Source organism: Catenulispora acidiphila DSM 44928, from assembly GCF_000024025.1.
In the GTDB taxonomy this organism is placed as follows: domain Bacteria; phylum Actinomycetota; class Actinomycetes; order Streptomycetales; family Catenulisporaceae; genus Catenulispora; species Catenulispora acidiphila.
The window spans coordinates 9,152,657-9,173,378 of sequence record NC_013131.1 but is presented as its reverse complement, the minus strand read 5'-3'; the positions used below and the strand labels follow the sequence as shown (position 1 = coordinate 9,173,378).

The window sequence follows — 20,722 nt, the reverse complement described above, 5'->3', positions numbered from 1 at the left end:
TGCAGCGATGTGGGAGGTGCGGCGGTGAATATCGCGCCAGGCGGTAGCGAAGAGGTGTTACAGTAGAGGAGAAGCAAAACGGCGCGGGGTGGAGCAGCTCGGTAGCTCGCTGGGCTCATAACCCAGAGGTCGCAGGTTCAAATCCTGTCCCCGCTACCAATGAGGCCCCTCAGATATCTGAGGGGCCTCGCATTCTTTTATGCGGGAGCCGTGATGGGTCGGGAACCAGAAGCCGATATGAGCGTGGTCACCGCTCTGGTCCGCTCCGCTTTCCTGGTCGACGCCACCTATGAGCAAGTCGCCCGCAAACACCAGCTCACCTCCCAGCAGGGCCAGCTGCTCTGTGTCCTGATGGGCAAGCCCGAAGAGGGCTTCGGCATGGGCGAGCTCGTCCGCACCCTGGGCTTGGCCAAGTCCAGCCTCACCGGTCTGGTGGACCGCTCCCTGCGCCGCGGCCTGGTCCGGCGCGAGGCGGACAGCACCGACGGCCGCGCCGTCCGCGTCTTCCTGACCGAGGAAGGCGACAAGGTCGCTACCGAGTTCTACGACGAGACCGTGCAGCACATCGCCGAACTGCCGGCCGTGCTCTCCGGCGAGGAGCAGGCGCAGCTCGCGAAGCTGCTCGAGCGGCTGGTGCTGGCGAATCAGGTACCTGTGGTGTTCGGCGACGACTTCCACACCTGCGCTCAGCAGGACTGAAGCACTGAGAGACAGGGCCGAGAGACACGCCGCCGGCCGGCGCAATGGCTGAGCGGCGCGCCGGCCGGATGCCACGGTGGGGACCGTGCCCGAGAGCTCGGAGGACGATCCGGATGCGGAGGGGTCCGTCCAGAGCCCGGATCGGTTGATCACACTGGCCGACGGGATCTTCGCGATCGCGATGACCCTGCTCGTCCTGAACATCTCCGTACCGTCCGGGCTGGACCACGACCACTTCCGGTCCTCACTGCACGAAACGTGGTCACGGCTGGCCACCTACGCCCTCAGCTTCGCGATCATCGGCGGCCAGTGGCTGGACCATCACCGCGTCTTCCGGCTGGTCAAGCGCACCAACACCGTCGTGGTGCGGCTGACCCTGCTCCTGCTCGGGCTGGTGGCGCTGCTGCCGTTCCCGACCGCGCTGCTGTCGGACTACGGAGGGCACGAACCGTTGGCCGTCGTCTACTACGCGGTCACCGTCGGCGCCATCAATCTGCTGCTGCTGGGGCTCTTCCTCACCGTCCGCAACGACGAGCGGCTGCAGGCCCGGCCCATCTCCGACCGCTTCGCCCGCGGCATGATCGCCGACTGCGGGGCGACCATCGCGATCGCGGCGGTCGCGGTCCTGGTCGCCCTCACCGTCTCGGCCGGCGCCGGGCTGTTCACCTGGCTCGCGGCGTTCCCTGCCGGGATGGCCTCCAGGCGTCTGCGCAAAGAGTCCTGACCCCGGCTCGGAGCCGTCCGCAGGTCGTTCGCCCCGCGAACCAAGCGCCTGGCCAGGGTCGCTTCCGTAGGCTAAGAGCAGGCCGGTAGCGGACGGGTGGGGTTAACCCCACCGCTGGACACCTGGTGGCTCCGTGGCGGTGACTCTGCCGTGGCTGGCAGCCTTGAAGACGTCGATCGACAACCGACCTAGCTCTGCTCCAAGCCACCTGAGGGGAAGATCATGACGACGGCAGCACACGCCGCGGTCACCCACCGAACCGTCGGCACCGCCGCCCGCGCCCAGGCCGTGACCAAGCGCTACGGCCAGGGGGAAACCTCGGTCGTCGCGCTGGACCAGGTCGACGTCGACATCGAGCGGGGCCGGTTCACCGCGATCATGGGCCCGTCCGGGTCCGGCAAGTCCACGCTCATGCACTGCCTGGCCGGCCTGGACTCGGTCAGCGCGGGCAAGATCTGGATCTACGGCCGCGACGGCGTGGCCAGCGAGCTCACCTCCATGAAGGACAAGGAGCTCACCAACCTGCGCCGGGACCGGATCGGGTTCATCTTCCAGTCCTTCAACCTGCTGCCCACGCTGAACGCGGCGGAGAACATCACGCTGCCGATGGACATCGCCGGCCGCAAGCCGAACAAGGCGTGGCTGGACCGGGTGATCGGCACCGTCGGGCTGGAGTCCCGGCTCAAGCACCGCCCCAGCGAGCTCTCCGGCGGCCAGCAGCAGCGCGTGGCCGTGGCCCGCGCCCTGGCCGGCCAGCCGGAGATCATCTTCGGCGACGAGCCCACCGGCAACCTGGACTCCCGCAGCGGCGCCGAGGTCCTGGGCTTCCTGCGGCGCTCGGTGGACGAGCTGGGCCAGACCTTCGTCATGGTCACCCACGACCCGTCCGCGGCCGCCTACGCCGACCGCGTGCTGTTCCTGGCCGACGGCCGGATCGTCGACGACATGGCCGCGCCGACCGCCGACAAGGTCCTGGACCGGATGCGGCAGTTCGACACCCACGGCCACGCCGTGCACGACCAGAACCTGCGCGGCGACGCCGCCGGGCAGCGCTGATCCGGCCGGGGGAGAAGACCATGTGGAAGGCATCCCGCCGCAATTTCTTCGCGCACAAGGGCCGGCTGTGGCTGTCCCTGGTCGCCGTCGTGCTGAGCGTGGCGTTCGTCACCGGCACCCTGATGTTCACCTCGACCATCACCACCACCTTCGACCGGCTGTTCGCCACCACCGCCTCGGACGTCGCGGTGTCGGCCAAGGTCGACAAGGACGCCGCGCCCGGCTCGCCGGAGCAGACCGTCTCGGCCTCCGTGCTGGACGGCGTCAAGGCACTGCCGGGCGTGCAGGCCGTCTACGGTGACATCACCACCGACCGCCTGGCCGTGGTCGGCGCGGACAACAAGGCCATCTCCAACTCCGCCGGCGGCCCGACCATCGGCGCGAACTGGTACGCCACGCCGCACCCGGCGGTGAATCTGACCTCCGGCCGCCCGCCGGCCGGACCCGGCGACGTCGTCGTCGACGCGGACACCGCCGCCAAGAAGCACCTGGCGCTCGGCTCGCCGCTGCGCGTCGTGACCGGCACCGACGCCGGCACCTTCCAGGTGACCGTCAGCGGGATCGCGACCTTCCGGACCACCAACCCCGGCGAGACGCTGTTCTACTTCGACACCAACACCGCGCAGACCAAGCTGCTGGGCAAGCCCGGCGTGTTCACCGGCGTGGACCTGGACGCCAAGCCCGGCACCGCCGACGACACGCTCAAGTCCGAGGTGTCCGCCAAGCTCGGCGCCGGCTACGACGTGAAGACCCGGGCCGAGCAGGAGGCCGACGGCCGCAACAGCGTGGGCTTCATCGGCTTCATGAAGTACGTGATGCTCGGCTTCGCCGGGATCTCGCTGATGGTCGGCGCGTTCCTGATCGTCAACACCTTCCAGATGCTCGTGGCGCAGCGCACCCGCGAACTGGGCCTGCTGCGGGCGCTGGGCGCCAGCCGCCGGCAGGTCAACCGCTCGGTCCGGCTCGAGGCGCTGCTGCTCGGCGTCATCGGCGCCTCCCTGGGTATCGCCGCCGGCGCCGGCCTGGCCTACGGCCTGATCGCCGTCATGAACGGCGTCGGGATGAACCTGCAGGCCTCCGACATGTCGGTGACCCCGACCGCGGTGATCGCCGGCTACGCGGTCGGCGTGCTGGTCACCCTGCTCGCGGTCTGGATCCCGGCCCGCCGCGCGGCCCGCATCACGCCGATGGCGGCGCTGCGCGACGCCGGGACGCCGGGGGACCGCCGGTCCTCGTGGCTGCGCAACGGCATCGGTCTGGCCATCATCGGCGGCGGCGCCGCGGCGCTGATCGGCGGCGCGGCCAACGGCGCCTCGGCAGCCGGGGGGCTGCTGCTGGGCCTGGGCGTGCTGGTCACCCTGATCGGCGCGATCCTGCTCGGCCCGCTGCTGGCCGGCGTGGTGATCCGGGTGCTCGGCGTCTGGATGCCGGCGGCCTACGGCTCGGTCGGCACCATGGCGCAACGCAACGCCCTGCGGAACCCGCGCCGCACCGGCGCCACCGCCGCGGCCCTGATGATCGGGCTGTCGCTGGTCTCCGGGATGGCCGTGGTCGGCTCCTCGCTGGTCACCTCGGCGACCGCCGAGATGGACCGCAGCGTCGGCGCCGACTACATCATCACCACCAACGGCGGTCTGGTGATCACCCCCGAGGTGCTGGCCAAGACCGAGGCGACGCCGGGCCTGGCGCACGTCACGGAGAACAAGTTCCTGGACGCCACGGTCTCCGGCTCCTCCGGCGACGGCAAGATGCAGATCGCGGCGGCCTCGCCGACCATGGTCCAGGACTTCGACGCCACCACCACCGCGGGCTCGCTGTCCGAGGTGTTCACCAAGCCGGGCATCGCGATCCCGGCAGCCGAGGCCAAGTCGCGCAACGCGAGCGTCGGCTCGGTCGTGACCGTCACCGTCCACGGCGGCACGCCGGTCAAGCTGCCGGTGCTGGCCATCCTGAGCGACAAGACAGTGTTCAACCACGGTGACGGCTACATCTCCCTGGACACCCTGAGCAAGTCGCTGCCGGCTTCGGCGCAGCCCGACGACCTGATGCTGTTCGCCAAGGCCGACAAGGGCCAGCAGGACAAGGCCTACCAGGCGCTCAAGGACGGCCTGGCGCCCTTCCCGCAGGTGACGGTCAAGAGCCAGACCGACTACAAGAAGCTGATCCACGACCAGGTCGGCGGCGTGCTGAACATGGTCTACGGGCTGCTGGGCCTGGCGATCGTGGTGGCGATCCTGGGCGTGGTCAACACCCTGGCGCTGTCGGTGGTGGAGCGCACCCGCGAGATCGGCCTGATCCGGGCGATCGGTATGGGACGCCGCAAGACCCGCCGCATGATCCGCCTGGAGTCGGTGGTGATAGCGCTGTTCGGCGCGGCTCTGGGTGTCGGGCTGGGTCTGGCCTGGGGAGTGGCCGCGCAGCGGGTGCTGTCCGGGATCGGTATCAGCACCCTGGCCATCCCGGTGGGCACCATCGTCGCGGTCTTCTTCGGTGCCGCGGTGGTCGGCCTGCTGGCCGCGCTCGCGCCGGCCTTCCGGGCCTCGCGGATGAACGTGCTGCGGGCGATCGCGGCCGACGGCTGACGCCTCGCGCCGCTCGCAGCCGGGGGGGACCACGGGGATCGGGGGATCGGGGGACACGGGGGACACGGGGATCGGGGGGAATACGGGGATCGGGGGACGGCGCGGCGCTGCTTCGGCAGGGCCGCGCCGTCGTCGTGTGGCTAGCCTGTGCGACGACCACCTTCAGGAGGGGATCGGACGATGAGCGAGACCGCGACGGCCACCGGGCTGCGACTGGTACCGGTGACACCGGAGAACTTCGACGCCGCCGTGGCGGTGAAGGTTCGCCGGGACCAGGAGCACCTGGTGGCGCCGGTGATGAAGTCGCTGGCGCAGGCCTACGTCTACGGCGCCTCCGCCTGGCCGCGGCTGATCCTGGACGGCGACCGCGTCGTCGGTTTCCTGATGGCCTTCCTCGACGTCGACTGGACGCAGGGCGCCGGCGCCACCCCCGACCTGCGCTCGGGGCTCTGGCGGCTGAACATCGGGCAGAGCGAACAGCAGCGCGGCCACGGCCGGTTCGCGGTCGAGGAGGTCGCCGCCGAGATCCGCCGCCGGGGCGGGACGCGGATGTTCGTCAGCTACCACCCCGGGCCCGCGGGTCCTCAGGATTTCTACCTACGCCTGGGCTTCCAGGAGACCGGCGAGACCACCGGCGGGCAGAGCATCGCGGTCCGGGACTTGACCTGACGCGACCGGATCGGCTGCCACACGCAGCCGTTCCGGCCGCCGGTTGGCAAGTCCCGCCGCTTTGGTGTGAAGTCCTACCGCGCCTGGCCAAGGTGTACAGCGGATTGCCGAAGAGCTGCCATTCCGTCATCGCAAAGCGGGCTTGGCGCCCGCCCGTGCGGCGGTAGCCTGGCACACGTGACGAAAGAACCGTCAGCCGACAGCGTCGTCGGCTGTCCTGTAGGCGCCTCCTCCGATTTCGGCGACGCTGTGCCGTTCGGGGAACAAGACACGGTCACCAGCCACCACTTCGGCGAGGAGGGGGCGAAGCTTACCTACGGCTCGTACCTCCGGCTGGAGCAGCTGTTGTCCGCCCAGGTCCTGGAATCGGATCCGCCGGCGCACGACGAACTCCTGTTCATCACCATCCACCAGGTGTACGAGCTGTGGTTCAAGCAGCTCCTGCACGAAGTCGACGCCGCCACCGAGGCGATGTTCGGCGGCCGGCTGTGGTGGGCCAAACACCTGCTCAAGCGGGTCGCGACGATCGAGGATGTGCTGATCCGGCAGATCGCCGTCCTGGAGACCATGACTCCCCAGGACTTCCTGGTCTTCCGCGAGCTGCTGTCCCCGGCTTCGGGCTTCCAGTCCGCGCAGTTCCGCGAGCTGGAGTTCGCCTCCGGCGCGAAGGACCCGACCTATCTCAAGCGCTTCCGCGGTCTGACCGAGGCCGAGCAGCAGCGCCTGGCCGACCGGCTGGACGCCCCGAGCCTGTGGGACGGCTTCGTGCACGCCGTGTCCCAGGCCGGCCTGCCCGCCGCCTCCGACGACGAACTGCGTGACTCGCTGGTCAAGGTGGCCCGCGACCGCGACGGCTACGGCGAGCTGTGGGAGCTCTCCGAGGCGCTGCTCGACCACGACGAGGCCGCCGCGCTGTGGCGCGCCCGGCACGTGAGGATGGTCGAGCGCCAGATCGGCACCAAGTCCGGAACCGGCGGCTCGACCGGCGCGCCCTACCTGCGTTCTCGTCTCGGCTTGCACTACTTCCCGCTCCTGTGGGAGCTCAGAAGCTTCCTCTAGACGTGACTTTTCGGCGTGTCTGTCGTCTTCTCGTGTATGACCCCATGCGCGCCGGCCCAGCTCGACAACTTCACACGCAGTAGCGCGAGTCCCCTCGGAAACCACTTAGTCACGCAACGGCGCGCGACAGAATAGAGTTCACACGGCCATGCAGAGCACGTATACAGGTGCGAAACTGGGCAAGCTCGATCAGGCGAAGGACGACCTGCTGAGCCAGGCGGCCAGACCCACGACCGACGCCGGGGGCGGCGCCTCGGCCGCGGTGCTGATGCCGGCGCGCGGCGACGGCGCCATGGAGGCCTACCTCGACGAGTACTACCGCCACGCGGCTCCCGAGGACCTGATCGGCACGGCCGCCAAGGACATCCGCTCCGCGGCGCTGTCGCACGCGGCGCAGGCCGCCGCCCGGCCGCAGGGTACGGCGAAGGTGCGGGTGCACACCCCGACCGTGGAGACCACCGGCTGGTCCAGCGGGCACACCGTGGTCGAGATCATCACCGACGACATGCCGTTCCTGGTGGACTCGGTGACCTCCGAGCTGTCCCGCCAGGACCGCGGCATCCACGTGATCATCCACCCGGTCATGCACGTCCGGCGCGACCTGGCCGGCGACCTGCTGGAGATCCTGGCGCCGGACCAGGACAAGTCCGGCCCGGACGTGACCGTCGAGTCCTGGATCCACATCGAGATCGACCGGCTGTCCCCGCGCGAGGACGCCGACGGCACGCGCTACGCCGAGATCGAGGCCGACCTGCAGCGGGTGCTGCGCGACGTGCGCGAGGCGGTCGAGGACTGGCCGAAGATGCGGGCCAACGCGCTGTCCCTGGCCGAGGACCTGCACCCGGCCTCGGACCAGCAGAAGCCGCCGGTGCGCACCGAGGAGCTGGCCGACGCCTCGGACCTGCTGCGCTGGCTGGCCGAGGACCACTTCGCATTCCTGGGCTACCGCGAGTACGACCTGACGACCGACGAGAACGGCGAGGAGACGCTGCGCGCCGTCCCCGGCACGGGCCTGGGCATCCTGCGCGGCGACCAGCCGATGTCGCAGAGCTTCTCCAAGCTCGGCCCGGACGCCCGCGCCAAGGCCCGCGAGGCCCGGCTGCTGGTGCTGACCAAGGCCAACACCCGCTCCACCGTGCACCGTCCGGCTTACCTGGACTACGTGGGTGTGAAGAAGTTCGACGCCGAGGGCAACGTGGTCGGCGAGCGCCGCTACCTGGGCCTGTTCGCCGCCCCCGCCTACACCGAGTCGGTTCTGCGCATCCCGGTGGTGCAGCGCAAGGTGCGCGCGGTGCTGGCCGAGTCAGGCTTCGACCAGAACTCCTTCTCCGGCAAGGAACTGCTCCAGATCCTGGAGACCTATCCGCGCGACGAGCTGTTCCAGATCCCGACCGCAGAGCTGGCCGAGATCTCGATCGCGGTCTCCCAGCTGCAGGAGCGCCGCCGGCTGCGGCTGTTCCTGCGTAAGGAGGCCTACGGCCGGTTCTACTCGGCGCTGGTGTACCTGCCCCGCGACCGGTACGACACGGTGACCCGGCTGCACATGCAGGACATCCTGATGCGGGAGCTGAACGGCGCGGTCATCGACTACACGGTGCGCAACACCGAGTCGGTGCTGACCCGTCTGCACTTCGTGGTGCGCGTCGCCCCGGGCACCGCGCTGGCCGACGCCGACGCCGACGCCATCGAGTCCAAGCTGGCCGCCGCCACCCGCACCTGGGACGACGACTTCGCCGACGCCCTGCTCGGCGACTTCGGCGAGGCGCAGGCGCGCGAGCTGCGCGAGGCCTACGGCGCGGCGCTGCCCGAGGCGTACAAGGCCGAAGAGCGCCCGGAGATGGCGGTCGCCGACGTCAAGGTCCTGGAAGGGCTCAAGGCCTCCGGCGAGGGCAGCGCGGTGCGGCTGTACGAGGAGGTCGACTCAGCTCCCGGCGACCGCCGCTTCCGTATCTACCGCGTCGGCTCCTCGGTCTCGCTGGCCGAGGTGCTGCCGGTCTTCCAGCGCATGGGCGTCGAGGTCGTCGACGAGTTCCCCTACGACCTGGAGATCGACACCCCGAACCAGCCGGACTCGCGCATCTACGACTTCGGGCTGCGCTGCGACCCGGCCTCGATCGCCGAGTACGGCATGGACGAGGCCGCGCGCACCCGCTTCCAGGAGGCGTTCACCGCGATCTGGACCGGCCGCGCCGAGAACGACCGGTTCAACACCCTGGTCCCGCTGGCCGGTCTGACCTGGCGGCAGGTGGTGATCCTGCGCGCCTACGTGAAGTATCTGCGCCAGGGCGGCATGACCTCCAGCCAGGAGCTGGTGGAGTCGGTGGTGGCGAACAACCGCCGGGTGGCCCGCCTGCTGGTGAAGCTGTTCGAGGCGAAGTTCTCCCCGGCGTACTCGCACGAGACGCCGGAGCTGTGGGAGAGCATCGTCGAGGAGATCGACGCCGCGCTGGACAACGTGCAGTCCCTGGACGAGGACCGCATCCTGCGCTCGCTGCTCAAGGTCATCCAGGCCACGCTGCGGACCAACTACTTCCAGACCGGCGCGGACGGCGAGCCCAAGACCTACGTGTCCTTCAAGCTCGACCCGCACGCGGTCCCGGACCTGCCGGCGCCGCTGCCCAAGTTCGAGATCTGGGTCTACTCCCCTCAGGTCGAGGGCGTGCACCTGCGCTTCGGCAAGGTGGCGCGCGGCGGCCTGCGCTGGTCCGACCGCCGCGAGGACTTCCGCACCGAGATCCTGGGCCTGGTCAAGGCCCAGATGGTGAAGAACTCGGTGATCGTGCCGGTCGGCTCCAAGGGCGGGTTCTACGCCAAGAACCTGCCGGACCCGTCGGTGGACCGCGACGCCTGGCTGGCCGAGGGCGTGTCCAGCTACAAGACCTTCATCAGCGGTCTGCTCGACATCACCGACAACCTGGTCTCCGGCGAGGTGGTCCCGCCGGCCGGCGTGGTGCGCCACGACGGCGACGACACCTATCTGGTGGTCGCCGCGGACAAGGGCACCGCGACGTTCTCCGACATCGCCAACGGCCTGGCCATCGACTACGGGTTCTGGCTCGGCGACGCCTTCGCCTCCGGCGGTTCGGTGGGCTATGACCACAAGGGCATGGGCATCACGGCGCGCGGCGCCTGGGAGTCGGTGAAGCGCCACTTCCGCGAGCTGGGCGTGGACACCCAGAGCGAGGAGTTCACCGCGGTCGGCGTCGGCGACATGTCCGGCGACGTCTTCGGCAACGGCATGCTGCTGTCCGAGCACATCCACTTGATCGCGGCGTTCGACCACCGGCACATCTTCCTGGACCCCGACCCCGAGGCGGCGGAGTCCTTCGCCGAGCGGCAGCGGATGTTCAACCTGCCGCGCTCGTCCTGGGCCGACTACGACACCGGCAAGATCAGCGCCGGCGGCGGGGTGTACCCGCGCAGCGCGAAGTCGATCCCGATCTCCCCGCAGGTGCGCCAGGCGCTCGGGCTGGGGTCCTCGGTGCTGCGGATGGCGCCGAACGAACTGCTCAACGCGATCCTGAAGGCGCCGGTCGATCTGTTCTGGAACGGCGGCATCGGCACCTACGTCAAGGCCTCCTCGCAGAGCCACGCCGAGGTCGGCGACAAGGCCAACGACGCGATCCGGATCAACGGCTCGGAGCTGCAGGCGCGCGTCGTCGGCGAGGGCGGCAACCTGGGCTTCACCCAGCTCGGCCGGATCGAGTACGCGGCCTCCGGCGGCCCGGGCAACGAGGGCGGACGGATCAACACCGACGCCATCGACAACTCCGCGGGCGTGGACACCTCCGACCACGAGGTGAACATCAAGATCCTGCTGGACCAGGCGGTCCACGCCGGCGACCTGACGGTCAAGCAGCGCAACAAGGTCCTGGCCGAGCAGACCGACGAGGTCGCGCGCCTGGTCCTGCGGGACAACATCGACCAGAACATCGCGCTGGCCAACGCCCAGTGGCAGGCGCCGGAGCTGATCGACGCGCATGGCCGCTTGATGCGCCGGCTGGCGAAGGACGGCCTGCTGGACCGCGGGCTGGAGTTCCTGCCGAACGACAAGCAGCTGGCCGACCGCCGCGCGGCCGGCCGCGGGCTGACGCAGCCCGAGCTGTCGGTGCTGCTGGCGTATGTGAAGATCGTCCTGGCCGACGAGTTGTTCGCCTCCTCGCTGCCGGACGACCCGTACTACGTCGAGCGCCTGGCGAACTACTTCCCGACGCCGCTGCGCGGTACGTACCGGAACCTGATGGACTCCCATCCGCTGCGCCGGGAGATCATCACCACTCAGGTGGTGAACGACCTGGTGAACGCCGCCGGCATCACCTTCGCCTTCCGGATGCGGGAGGAGTCGGGAGCCGCGGCCGACCAGATCGCGCGCGCCTACAGCGCCGCGAACGAGGTCTTCGACATGGGCGGCTACCTGACCGCCATCGAGGACCTGGACAACAAGGTCTCCGCCGCGGTGCAGACCTCGATGCGGATGGAGATCCGCCGGCTCACGCAGCGCGCCTCCCGCTGGTTCCTGCAGAGCCGCCGTCACCCGCTGGACATCCCGGCGCAGATCGAGCAGCTGCGCGAGGGCGTCCGGGACATCGCCGCGCACCTGCCCAAGCTGCTCAAGGGCCCGCACCTGACCCGCTACCAGGAGCAGCGCGAGGACCTGATCATCGCGGGCGTCCCCGGCGAGCTGGCCTCGGCGGTGGCCGGCATGTCGTCCATCTTCGGCGCGCTGGACATCGTGGAGACCGCCCGCGCCACCGACAAGCCGGTGCTGGACGTCGCCGACGTCTACTTCGACCTGGCGGACCGCATGGGCATCGCGGCCATCCAGCAGAAGATCGTGGAGCTCCCGCGCGTCGACCGCTGGCAGACCATGGCCCGTGCCGCGCTGCGCGACGAGCTGTACGCCTCGCACGCCGGCCTGACCGCCGCCCTGCTGGCCTCCGGCACCGAGGACGACACCCCGGAGCAGCGCTACGAGGCGTGGCTGGACAAGGACCGCGCGGCGGTGGAGCGCTCGCGCACGGTGCTCGACGAGATCATGGCGACCGAGACCTACGACCTGGCGACGCTGTCGGTCGCCATGCGGACGATCAGCGCCATACTGCGCGCGACGTCGATGTAGGCGGCAAAATGCTGCCCGGCGGGTGGCCGGACGCGCGCGAGCGTGCCCGGCCGCCCGCCGCGCGGTAGGGTCCTGATCGACAACGCAAACGGGGGGATGCGATGCTCGACGTTTTCATGCTCGGCGCCTATGCCCAACCGCAGTGCTCGAGTTGCAGACCGGGTCCGGACGGTGTGCCGGGGGTGGCCTGGACGCTGCTCGCCGTGGGGGCGTTCCTGCTGCTGATCGGGATCGGTGTGCTGGCGTTCGCTTCGCGGACGGATTCTGATGCTGTTTCTGATGCGGCTGCTGATTCTGATACGGATGCGGAATCCGACGCGCAGCCGGCGGCGGGCGAGCCCACACCGGTCATGGACGCGGTCCAGCGCGAAGACCTCGAACGCCGGGCCGCGCAAGAGCAGGACGCCGAGCCCGAGAAGGACCAGAGCTCGGACACAGCCGTGGGCGGGTCGTTGATCGCCCTGGGTCTCGGCGTCGCCGCGATCGGCCTGGTCGTCGTGGGGATATCCAGCTCGCGGGTCAACGACGACAAGGGCCAGCTGCGCATGGCGGCGACGAACCTGGTGTCGGGTGCGATCGACGGTCCGGGCATCTGTCGTGTGTCCGCGGCGATTGCGACGTCGACGACGAACTGCGCGCCCTCGCCGCGCGAGTACGCGCAGGCGAACGACTCCTTCAACCCCGGAGTGTTCATTCCCGTCGAGTACGTCTTCTCGCCGTCCTACAGGGCGAACGGGGAGATCACCGTCCACGACACGCAGGACAACCGCTCGATGTGTGTCAGGGTGCCGGCCACCGACGTCCAAGCTGCGGCGCAGCCGGCGCCCTCGCTCAGCACCGATGACTCCGGCGACACCGTGACCCCCAGCCAGAGCACCTTGCCGTTCTTCGACGAACCGAGCATCGATCCGAGCCCTTACATCAGCTCCGGCGCCTGTCCCGACGCGCCGGTCACCTCCTCGAGCTCTTACTGAGCTGACCGGGCTGACCTGGGCTGACCGGATAAGTCGGACTGACCGGACCCGTGCTGATCAGGCATCGGCGTCATTCCGCCGCGGTCTTCTCCTTCTGCCGCAGCATCATCCCGAATCCGGCCGCCTCGATCCGTGTCCGCAGGTTCGCGGCGGTCGTCCCGATCACCGTGGCCGCCGCCGAGAGCCGCCAGTCGTGCGCGGCGAGCAGCTCCAGCAGGTAACCGCGCCGGATCTGCGCCTCCGAGAGCCGGAACGTCTTCAGGTAGGCGATCGCGCCGTCTCCGTCGGTGATCGCCTCGCCGATGTGGTTCTCCTCGCCCGGCTTGAACGCCGGGCGGAAGCGCACCAGGTCGAACGCGCCCATCCGGTATCCGCGCTCTGCGGTGTAGTCGCGGTCCAGCAAGGCGTTCGCCACCACCCGGTCGTGGAACTCAGCCCACTGCGCGAACTGTGCCTCGGCAGCAGCCCGCAACTCGGCAAGGCTGTCGATGCCCTGGTCGGCGATGCTCGCCCGGAACTCCTGGACTGCCGGCATCATGAGCGCGTACTGGTAGATCAGCTCGCCGAAGTGGTCCAGGACCAGCGTCGGGTGCAGCTCGCGGTAGTCCTCCGGGTGCGGCACCACGAACGCCGCCGCCAGCGCGTCGGCGGTGTACAGCAGCACGCCGCACTGCCCCGCGTGGATCTCGAAGACCTTCAGCGCGTCCTGGAGCCCGGTCACCGTCGTTCCGCGGTACGCGGCCTCCTCGCGCGGCGACAGACCGTGCCGCAGCACCCGGTCCGACCACTCGCGCCAGGCGATGTCCGGCCCGCCGAAATGCAGGGCGAGATAGCCCTCGAGAGCGAAGTGCAGCGGCAGGAAGCGCACCCGCTGTTTGCCCATCTTCTGCGTCATCCGGCGGTGGACCTGCATCGGCATGCCGCGGACGCCGCCCCGCTGGTCCAGGATCTGCGTCCCGAAAGCCGCCGACTGGCCGCTGTCGCCGCCGTCGCGGTTCCAGTCCGCGACGAAGCCGTGCGGGATGTACGAGTAGTACGAGGTCTTCGAGCCGAGCTTCACCTCGCTCCAGCGCGGCTCCTCCGCATAGGCGATCCGGTGCAACCGCAAGCCTTCGACCGGCTGGTCCCGCAGCAGCGGCACCAGCCGGATCGCGCCCCACGTCTGTGCGGGCCCGGTCCGCAGACCGGTGAGATCAATCCGCACCGAGGAACCTCCGCACCCGGCCGTCGAGATACGCCATCAGCTCCGGCAGCCCGACCCGGCCCTGCGCGAACTGCGCCAGCTCGACCAGCAGCACCAGGTCTTCGGCGTCGCGGATGCCGACCGAGGGCACCAGCGGGCTCAGGGCCCGCACATCCAGCCCTTCGGCGTCGAAGACCGGGTTGACGTGCACGATGTCCACACGCCGCGCCGGGTCCAGCCGGGTACGCCACACCCGCAGCACCTCCCCGGCCAGCCCGGGAGGGCTGTTGTCCCAGCCGTCGGAGACCACGACGACGCGCTCCGGCGAGGTGTCCAGCGCGTCGAGCAGCCGTGTTCCCAGCGGCGTCGCGCCGCCCGGATACGACAGCAGAGGATCGTCGCGGCCGGACATCCACAGCGGTGTGTACTGGCCCGGCGCGGCCAACGCTTCCAGCAGGAAGTGCGTCGCCAACGCCACGGCCAGCGGACGCCGCCGCTTCACCGGCGAGCCGAAGGAGGAGAAGCTGTCGTCGAGCACTGCCGTGACGCGTCCCCAGGTCCCGGCCAGCTCTCCGGCTTCGACGCGCGCGAAGTGCCGCATGCCGTCGGTGAGCTCGGCACGCCGCGCGGCCCGCTCGTCCAGGGGCAGCGCCAGGATGCGGATCGCGAGCCGGGTCAGCCACGGTATCTGCTGCGGGCCGCAGTACTTGGCGCTGCCTTTCAGCAGAGCGAGAGGATCGACGGGCTCCCTGTCGGTGCGTAGCTTCTCCAGCGGAGTCATCTGCTTGCCGATGCGCTCCAGGAAGACCTCGCGCTTGACGCCGCGCTTGGCGGCGAAGCCCTCGGCGACGGTGTACGGGAGCTTATAGAGGACGTTGCCGTCGTAGTGCGCCTGCCGCCAGGTCTCCAGGATCGGCGTGGCATACGGCTTGTGCTGAAGCGGTCCGAACAGGAAGTCGCGCAGTTCGCTGTCGCTGATGTCGACGTGCGCGTGCTTGAGTCCGGCCTTGAATCCGCTGCGGTACTTCACCGCGTGGTACGCCGGGTTCTCAAGGCTCGTCATCCAGTCGCGGATGATGGCGCGTGTCCGCCGGTTGTTGACGCCATCGCGCCGCAACGCCTTGAAGAGGCGGAATACGCGCGGCGGAGGCAGCGTGAGGAGTGTGCGCGCTATAAGGCGCCCCTCTATAGCCTTCTGCTCCGTGGGGACGTCCTTAGCGTCGCCGAGCAGCCCACGTATCGCCAGCGCCGCGTTGTGGTCGTTGATGCCGAGCGCCATGGTCGCCGCATACAGCTCGCGATAGTTGACGCGCATGTACTCGTGCAGGAACGACAGCGACATCGTCTGCTGCCCGGCGTCCTGCGCGAACTCCCGCTGTCCGGTCGAGGCGGTCGCGGCGTTCACGAAGAGCAGCACGTCTTCGGCCGCCACCACGTCGCGCCCAGAAGCCTTGATGCCGGTCGGGGAAGGAAGGCGCGAGCTGCGAATCGTTGCTCCAAAGGCAGGTTCCGGAAGTCGCGGCACAAGTCCCGCGACCGGCGCGGCTCACGATACGCGAACGGAAGTGCCCGCCGCGTCGGCATTTCCCGCGGCGGGTGATTGGCTGCCTTCGAGGGCCGGCGGGCAGCGGATCAGTCCTCGACGACGGTCGTCGCCGGCTCCCCGCCGAGCCGCGCGTCCAGCAGCCGCCGCAGCGAGTTCAGCCGCGCCGGTCCGGCGTGCCCCTCGGCGACCCAGGCGTCGAGCGCGCACTCCGGCGCCAGCGAGTCGTGCTGGCAGCCGCGCGGGCAGTTCTCCGTGCCCTCGGCGAGGTCCGGGAAGTGGTCGATCAGCCGGTTGACGTCCACGTGCGCCAGCCCGAACGAGCGCACGCCGGGGGTGTCTATCACCCAGCCGCCCTGCTTGCCGGGCAGCTCCAAAGCCAGCGCCGAGGACGAGGTGTGCCGGCCGCGCCCGGTCACCGCGTTCACCCGGCCGGTCGCCCGGAACGCCGTCGGGACCAGCTTGTTGAAGATCGTCGACTTGCCCACGCCGGAGGAGCCGACCAGCACCGAGGTCCGCCCGGCCAGCCGCGCCGCGAGGTCCTTCGCGCCCGAGGCGTTCGCCGAGACCACGATCGGGATGTCCAGCGGCCGGTACATCTCCAGGATCGCGTCTTCTTGCCACGCTATGACCAGGTCCGCCTTGGTCAGGCAGAGCAGCGGCTCCATACCGGCGTCGTAGGCGGCGACCAGGCAGCGGTCGATCATCCGGGGCTGCGGCTCGGGGTCGGTGAAGGAGGTGACGATCACCAGCTGGTCGGCGTTGGCCACCAGCACGCGCTCCACCGGGTCGGTGTCGTCGGCGGTGCGGCGCAGCACGGTCCGCCGGTCCTCGACCCGCACGATCCGGGCCAGCGCGTCCGGCGACCCGGACAGGTCGCCGACCAGCGCCACCTGGTCCCCGACGACTATCCGCTGCCGGCCCAGCTCGCGCGCCGTCATCGCGGTCACCGAACGGGTCTTCTTCTTGTCCGGGACCAGGCAGGTGTACCGGCCGCGGTCGACGGTGACCACCATGCCGGACGCCGCGTCCTCGTGCGCCGGCCGGCTCTTGGTCCGCGGCCGGCTGCCCTTGGGGTTCGCCCGGACCCGGACATCGGTCTCGTCGTAGCTGTCGAGCTTGCGGCCGGCGCCGGCCATCAGCCGTGGACCCCGGTCGGGGCCGGGGCGCCGGACGCGGGGTCCCGGTCGCCGTCGGCGTCCAGCATCGCCGCCCACATCGCCGGGAAGTCCGGCAGCGTCTTGCCGGTCGCGGCGATGTCCTCCACCTCGACGCCGGGCACCGCCAGGCCGAGCACCGCGCCGGCGGTGGCCATCCGGTGGTCGTCGTAGGTGGCGAAGACGCCGGAGTGCATCTTGGCCGGACGGATCAGCAGTCCGTCCGGTTCCTCGACCACATCGCCGCCCAACCCGTTGATCTCCCGGGCCAGCGCCGCCAGCCGGTCGGTCTCGTGCCCGCGCAGGTGGCCGATGCCGGTGAAGCGGGAGGGGGAGTCCGCCAGTGCCGCGACGGCGGCCAGGGTCGGCGTCAGCTCGCCGACGTCGCGCAGGTCGGCCTCCATGCCGTGCACGCCGGCGCCGCCGGAGACGGTCAGCCCCGCGGGCGTGAGTTCCACCCGGGCACCCATCTCCCGCAGCAGGTGCCGCGAAGCGTCCCCGGCCTGGGTGGTCGCCGCCGGCCAGTCCGGGATCGTCACCGTTCCGCCGGTCACCAGGGCCGCGGCCAGGAACGGAGCGGCGTTGGACAGGTCCGGCTCGATGCTCCACTCGCGGCCGCGCAGCACCGAAGGAGTGACGACCCAGCGTCCCGGCTCGGAGGCATCAACGGTGCCGCCGGCGGCCCGGACGAACTCCACGGTCATGTCGATGTGCGGCTGGGAGGGGATCGGCCCGCCGACGTGCCGCACCTCGACCCCTTTCAGGTAGCGGGAGCCGGCCAGCAGCAGCGCCGAGATGAACTGCGAGGAGGCGGTCGCGTCCAGCTCCACCAGCCCGCCGGCCACCTGCCCGGCGCCCTCGACCAGGAAGGGGAAGGTGCCGCGGTCGCCGTCGTCGATCCGCACGCCGAGGTCGCGCAGCGACTGCAGCAGTGTGCCCATCGGACGGGCGCGCGCGTAGGGGTCGCCGTCGAAGTACACCTGCCCGGCGGCCAGCGCCGCGACCGGCGGCAGGAAGCGCATGACGGTTCCGGCCAGGCCGACGTCCACCTTCGCGGGCGCCCCGGCGTCGCCGCCGCGGAGCTGGGCCGGAGGCGTGATCCGCCAGACCGGGGCGTCGAAGTCCTCGCCGGCGTCCACCTCGACGCCGAGTGCGCGCAGCGCGCCGATCATCAGCACCGAGTCCCGGGCCCGCAGCCCGCCGGTGATCGTCGACGGCGAGTCGCCCAACGCGGCCAGCAGCAATGCGCGGTTGGTCGCCGACTTCGATCCCGGGACGCGGACGTCCGCCGTCACAGGGCGGTGGGCGGACGGCGCGGACCACAGGGTCTTCTCGGCGGAGGTCATGGGTCAAGGCTAGTCGGTACGACGGAACACCGCTGGCGGGTCTTAAGCGCGTCCCGCGCAGCGTGAGCGCGTTTTTTTCCGCCCGGTTCCGGCCGCCGGGGGAGATTCCTGTGGGCATCCCGTGATTAGCTCGATGACATGTGTGGACGCTACGTGCTGCGGACGGACCCCTCGCAGCTGGCCGACCAGCTCGGCATCGGGCAGCCGGAGATGTTCGAGCAGGTCGCCGAGACCTTCGAGCCGAACTACAACGTGGCACCGACCGATCCGGTCGTGGCCGCGATCGAGCGGCACCCGCGCGACGCCGAGCCGGGCTCGGAAGCGGTGCGCAAGCTCCGGGAGGTCCGCTGGGGACTGGTGCCCTCCTGGGCCAAGGACCGCAAGATCGGCCAGAAGATGTTCAACGCGCGCATCGAGACGGTCACCGAGAAGGCGTCCTTCAAGCGCGCCTTCATGAAGCGCCGCTGCATCATCCCGGCCGACGGCTACTACGAGTGGTACAAGCCGGCCGGTCCCAAGCCGGTCAAGCAGCCGTTCTTCATCCACGACGCCTCCGGCGACGCCCTGGCCTTCGCCGGGCTGTACGAGCTCTGGCGCGACCCGGAGATCGAGGACAAGGAGGACCCGGCGGCCTGGCTGTGGTCGGCCACGATCCTCACCACCGCCTCGGTCGGCGGGCTGCACCGCATCCACGACCGGATGCCGGTCATCGTCCCGCGGGCGCACTTCGACGCCTGGCTGGACCCCGACTACGGCTCCGGCGAGGGCGACGCCGACGCCCTGCTCGGCTTGCTGGACGCCGGACGCGACCCGCACCTGGACACCTTTCCGGTCTCGCCGGCGGTGAACTCGGTGCGGAACAACGGACCTGAACTGGTTGTCCCCCTCGAGGCTGAGTGAGACAGAACTCTGCCCCGCTGTGACAGGGGGTTGGCATGCTCTAGGATCGGCCGGGTCTTCAGGCATCCAGATCCAGCCATCCGACCTCTGCCTCAATAGGCTCACTCTCCGGGGGGACCGTGAGTACGCCCACCTTGTCCCGCGGTGCGCGCGCCATGGCCGCGAAGCGCGACGAACGCCGCGCTCTGGCCGACGCCCACCTGCATCTCGACGACGTCGAGAAATGGTTCATCAAACGCGGACTGCCGCACTTCATCGAGAACTACAAGGCCACCGAGGACGTCTTCAACCGCGCGCTGCCGCTGTTCGTCGTCCTGGTCGTCTTCCAGATGGGTTTGGAGCTCAGCAGCAAGACGGTGACCTGGCAGGACCGCCTGATAGGCGGGGCCGTCGGCCTGGCCGCGGTGGTGGTCGTGTTCCTGGCCGCCAACCTGGTCCGCCAGCGGCAGCGCTGGTACCGCTGGCCGCGCAAGATCGGGCCGGTCGAGATCACGCTGCTGGTGCTGCTCGGACCCGTGGTCGGGAAACTGTCCGGGGCGGGCTGGGGCGCGGTGGTTGCGGACTTCCTCGCCAACATCCTGGTGCTGGCCCTGGTGTACCTGCTCACCGCCTACGCGATCCTGCCGGTGCTCAAATGGGCGGTCCGGCACTCGATCGACGAACTCGGCAACCTGGGGAACCTGGCGAGCAAGGCGCTGCCGATGCTCGCGCTGTTCGGGACGTTCCTGTTCCTGAACGTGGACATGTGGCACATCGCCTCGTCCTTCGAGCAGCGCAGCCAGCTGTGGTTCACCACGTTGTTCTTCGCCGCGATCACGTTCCTGTTCCTCATGGTGCGGCTGCCCGGCGAGGTGCGGAACCTGCAGGGCGACTACTACCTGGAGGCCGTGGTCGCCGCCTCCGCCGACACGCCGCTGCACGAGCACGTCGGCGACCTCGACGACGAGCTGCCGCAGCTGCGGACGAATCGGCGGCAGCAGGTCAACATGCTGTTCGTGCTGGCCTTCACCCAGGTGATCCAGATCCTGCTGCTGTCGGTGGTGGTCTTCGTCTACTTCGTGTCGCTGGGCAAGCTGGCGGTGACGAACGGCCAGGTCGCCGACTGGCTGAAGACGCCGGAGTGCCCGCCGAACCCGCATCTCGGCAGTTACAAGATCACCGGTCACAGCTCGCCGGAAGACGTCATGCACGCTTGCGGGTTCGCCACCAAGGAACAGGCGGACACCTGGCTGAAGATCATCAGCCCCGGCAAGCTCTTCGGCTTCTACGCCCGGATCCCGGGCACCAACCTCGAGTTCTCCGAACCGCTGCTGCGCACCGCGATCCTTCTGACCACCTTCTCCGCGTTCTTCTTCGCGGTCTCCGCGGTCACCGACGAGGCCTACCGCAAGGACTTCTTCGAGTCGATCACCGGCCGCATCGCCAAGTGCCTCACGGTGCGCTGCGGCTATGTGAACCTCTATGAGAAGGCCACCCGGCAAGCGCTGAACGAGTCCGGTGTCGACCCGAAGGCGCTCGACGAGGACCACCGGCGCACGGTCCAGGTCCCGTCGATGGTCGCCGACCCGAATACCCGGACTCAGCAGCTCAGCTCGTACCAACCGGGCAGCGGGTATCTGACGATGACCGATCCGGGACCGGAGGAACCCCTCAGACGCCGGTCGATGCAGAACGACTGATTCCTCATGCGCACGACGAAGGCTCGGCCCCG

Annotated in this window: 14 protein-coding genes and 1 tRNA gene; 11 read left to right on the top strand and 4 right to left on the bottom strand. The window is 69.9% G+C overall.

Going from position 1 to position 20,722, the window contains the following annotated elements; genetic code table 11:
* The first annotated feature begins 82 nt into the window (after positions 1-82).
* From CACI_RS39030 to CACI_RS38990, 9 genes are all read left to right on the top strand, one after another.
* A tRNA-Met gene (locus tag CACI_RS39030) sits at positions 83-159 on the top strand.
* Positions 160-213: 54 nt separating this feature from the next.
* Positions 214-699, top strand: a complete 486-nt coding sequence (locus CACI_RS39025) for a MarR family winged helix-turn-helix transcriptional regulator (protein ID WP_015796449.1) — start codon at positions 214-216, stop codon at positions 697-699.
* Positions 700-784: 85 nt separating this feature from the next.
* Positions 785-1,423 carry a TMEM175 family protein gene (locus tag CACI_RS39020; RefSeq protein WP_063643693.1) on the top strand — a complete coding sequence of 213 codons (639 nt, stop codon included), beginning with the start codon at positions 785-787 and terminating at the stop codon, positions 1,421-1,423.
* 222 nt (positions 1,424-1,645) lie between these two features.
* Positions 1,646-2,479 (top strand): ABC transporter ATP-binding protein, encoded by an 834-nt coding sequence (locus CACI_RS39015; protein WP_015796447.1) that lies wholly within the window; start codon positions 1,646-1,648, stop codon positions 2,477-2,479.
* Between the two features lie 20 nt (positions 2,480-2,499).
* Positions 2,500-5,061, top strand: a complete 2,562-nt coding sequence (locus tag CACI_RS39010) for an ABC transporter permease (protein WP_015796446.1) — start codon at positions 2,500-2,502, stop codon at positions 5,059-5,061.
* 180 nt (positions 5,062-5,241) lie between these two features.
* Positions 5,242-5,730, top strand: coding sequence for a GNAT family N-acetyltransferase (locus CACI_RS39005; protein ID WP_015796445.1), 489 nt, complete (start codon positions 5,242-5,244; stop codon positions 5,728-5,730).
* A 177-nt stretch (positions 5,731-5,907) separates the two neighbouring features.
* The gene (locus tag CACI_RS39000; protein WP_015796444.1) at positions 5,908-6,789 is read left to right on the top strand and encodes a tryptophan 2,3-dioxygenase; all 882 of its coding nucleotides are present in this window, start codon (positions 5,908-5,910) and stop codon (positions 6,787-6,789) included.
* Positions 6,790-6,937: 148 nt separating this feature from the next.
* Positions 6,938-11,908 carry an NAD-glutamate dehydrogenase gene (locus CACI_RS38995; RefSeq protein ID WP_015796443.1) on the top strand — a complete coding sequence of 1,657 codons (4,971 nt, stop codon included), beginning with the start codon at positions 6,938-6,940 and terminating at the stop codon, positions 11,906-11,908.
* Between the two features lie 101 nt (positions 11,909-12,009).
* Complete coding sequence (locus CACI_RS38990; RefSeq protein WP_015796442.1) at positions 12,010-12,882, top strand: hypothetical protein; 873 nt, start codon at positions 12,010-12,012, stop codon at positions 12,880-12,882.
* Positions 12,883-12,952: 70 nt separating this feature from the next.
* Here the strand turns inward: CACI_RS38990 and CACI_RS38985 are convergent, their stop codons facing one another.
* The 4 genes from CACI_RS38985 to aroA all read right to left on the bottom strand — a co-directional run bounded on the left by CACI_RS38985 (position 12,953) and on the right by aroA (position 18,111).
* Entirely contained in the window at positions 12,953-14,086 is a 1,134-nt protein-coding gene (locus CACI_RS38985; protein ID WP_015796441.1) for an ARPP-2 domain-containing protein, read from the bottom strand.
* The gene (locus tag CACI_RS38980; protein WP_015796440.1) at positions 14,076-15,500 is read right to left on the bottom strand and encodes a hypothetical protein; all 1,425 of its coding nucleotides are present in this window, start codon (positions 15,498-15,500) and stop codon (positions 14,076-14,078) included. The genes CACI_RS38985 and CACI_RS38980 overlap by 11 nt, the downstream gene beginning before the upstream one ends.
* Positions 15,501-15,697: 197 nt before the next feature.
* A complete protein-coding gene (rsgA, locus tag CACI_RS38975; RefSeq protein ID WP_015796439.1) occupies positions 15,698-16,747 on the bottom strand; it encodes a ribosome small subunit-dependent GTPase A in 1,050 nt (349 codons plus the stop codon).
* Positions 16,747-18,111, bottom strand: coding sequence for a 3-phosphoshikimate 1-carboxyvinyltransferase (aroA, locus tag CACI_RS38970; RefSeq protein WP_015796438.1), 1,365 nt, complete (start codon positions 18,109-18,111; stop codon positions 16,747-16,749). Before aroA ends, rsgA begins: the two co-directional genes overlap by 1 nt.
* A gap of 138 nt (positions 18,112-18,249) precedes the next feature.
* Here aroA and CACI_RS38965 point away from each other — a divergent pair, with 138 nt between their 5' ends.
* Positions 18,250-19,011: an SOS response-associated peptidase gene (locus tag CACI_RS38965; protein WP_015796437.1), complete on the top strand. Its 762-nt coding sequence runs from the start codon at positions 18,250-18,252 to the stop codon at positions 19,009-19,011.
* Between the two features lie 119 nt (positions 19,012-19,130).
* Complete coding sequence (locus CACI_RS38960; RefSeq protein ID WP_143765567.1) at positions 19,131-20,690, top strand: hypothetical protein; 1,560 nt, start codon at positions 19,131-19,133, stop codon at positions 20,688-20,690.
* The last annotated feature ends 32 nt before the right edge of the window (positions 20,691-20,722 follow it).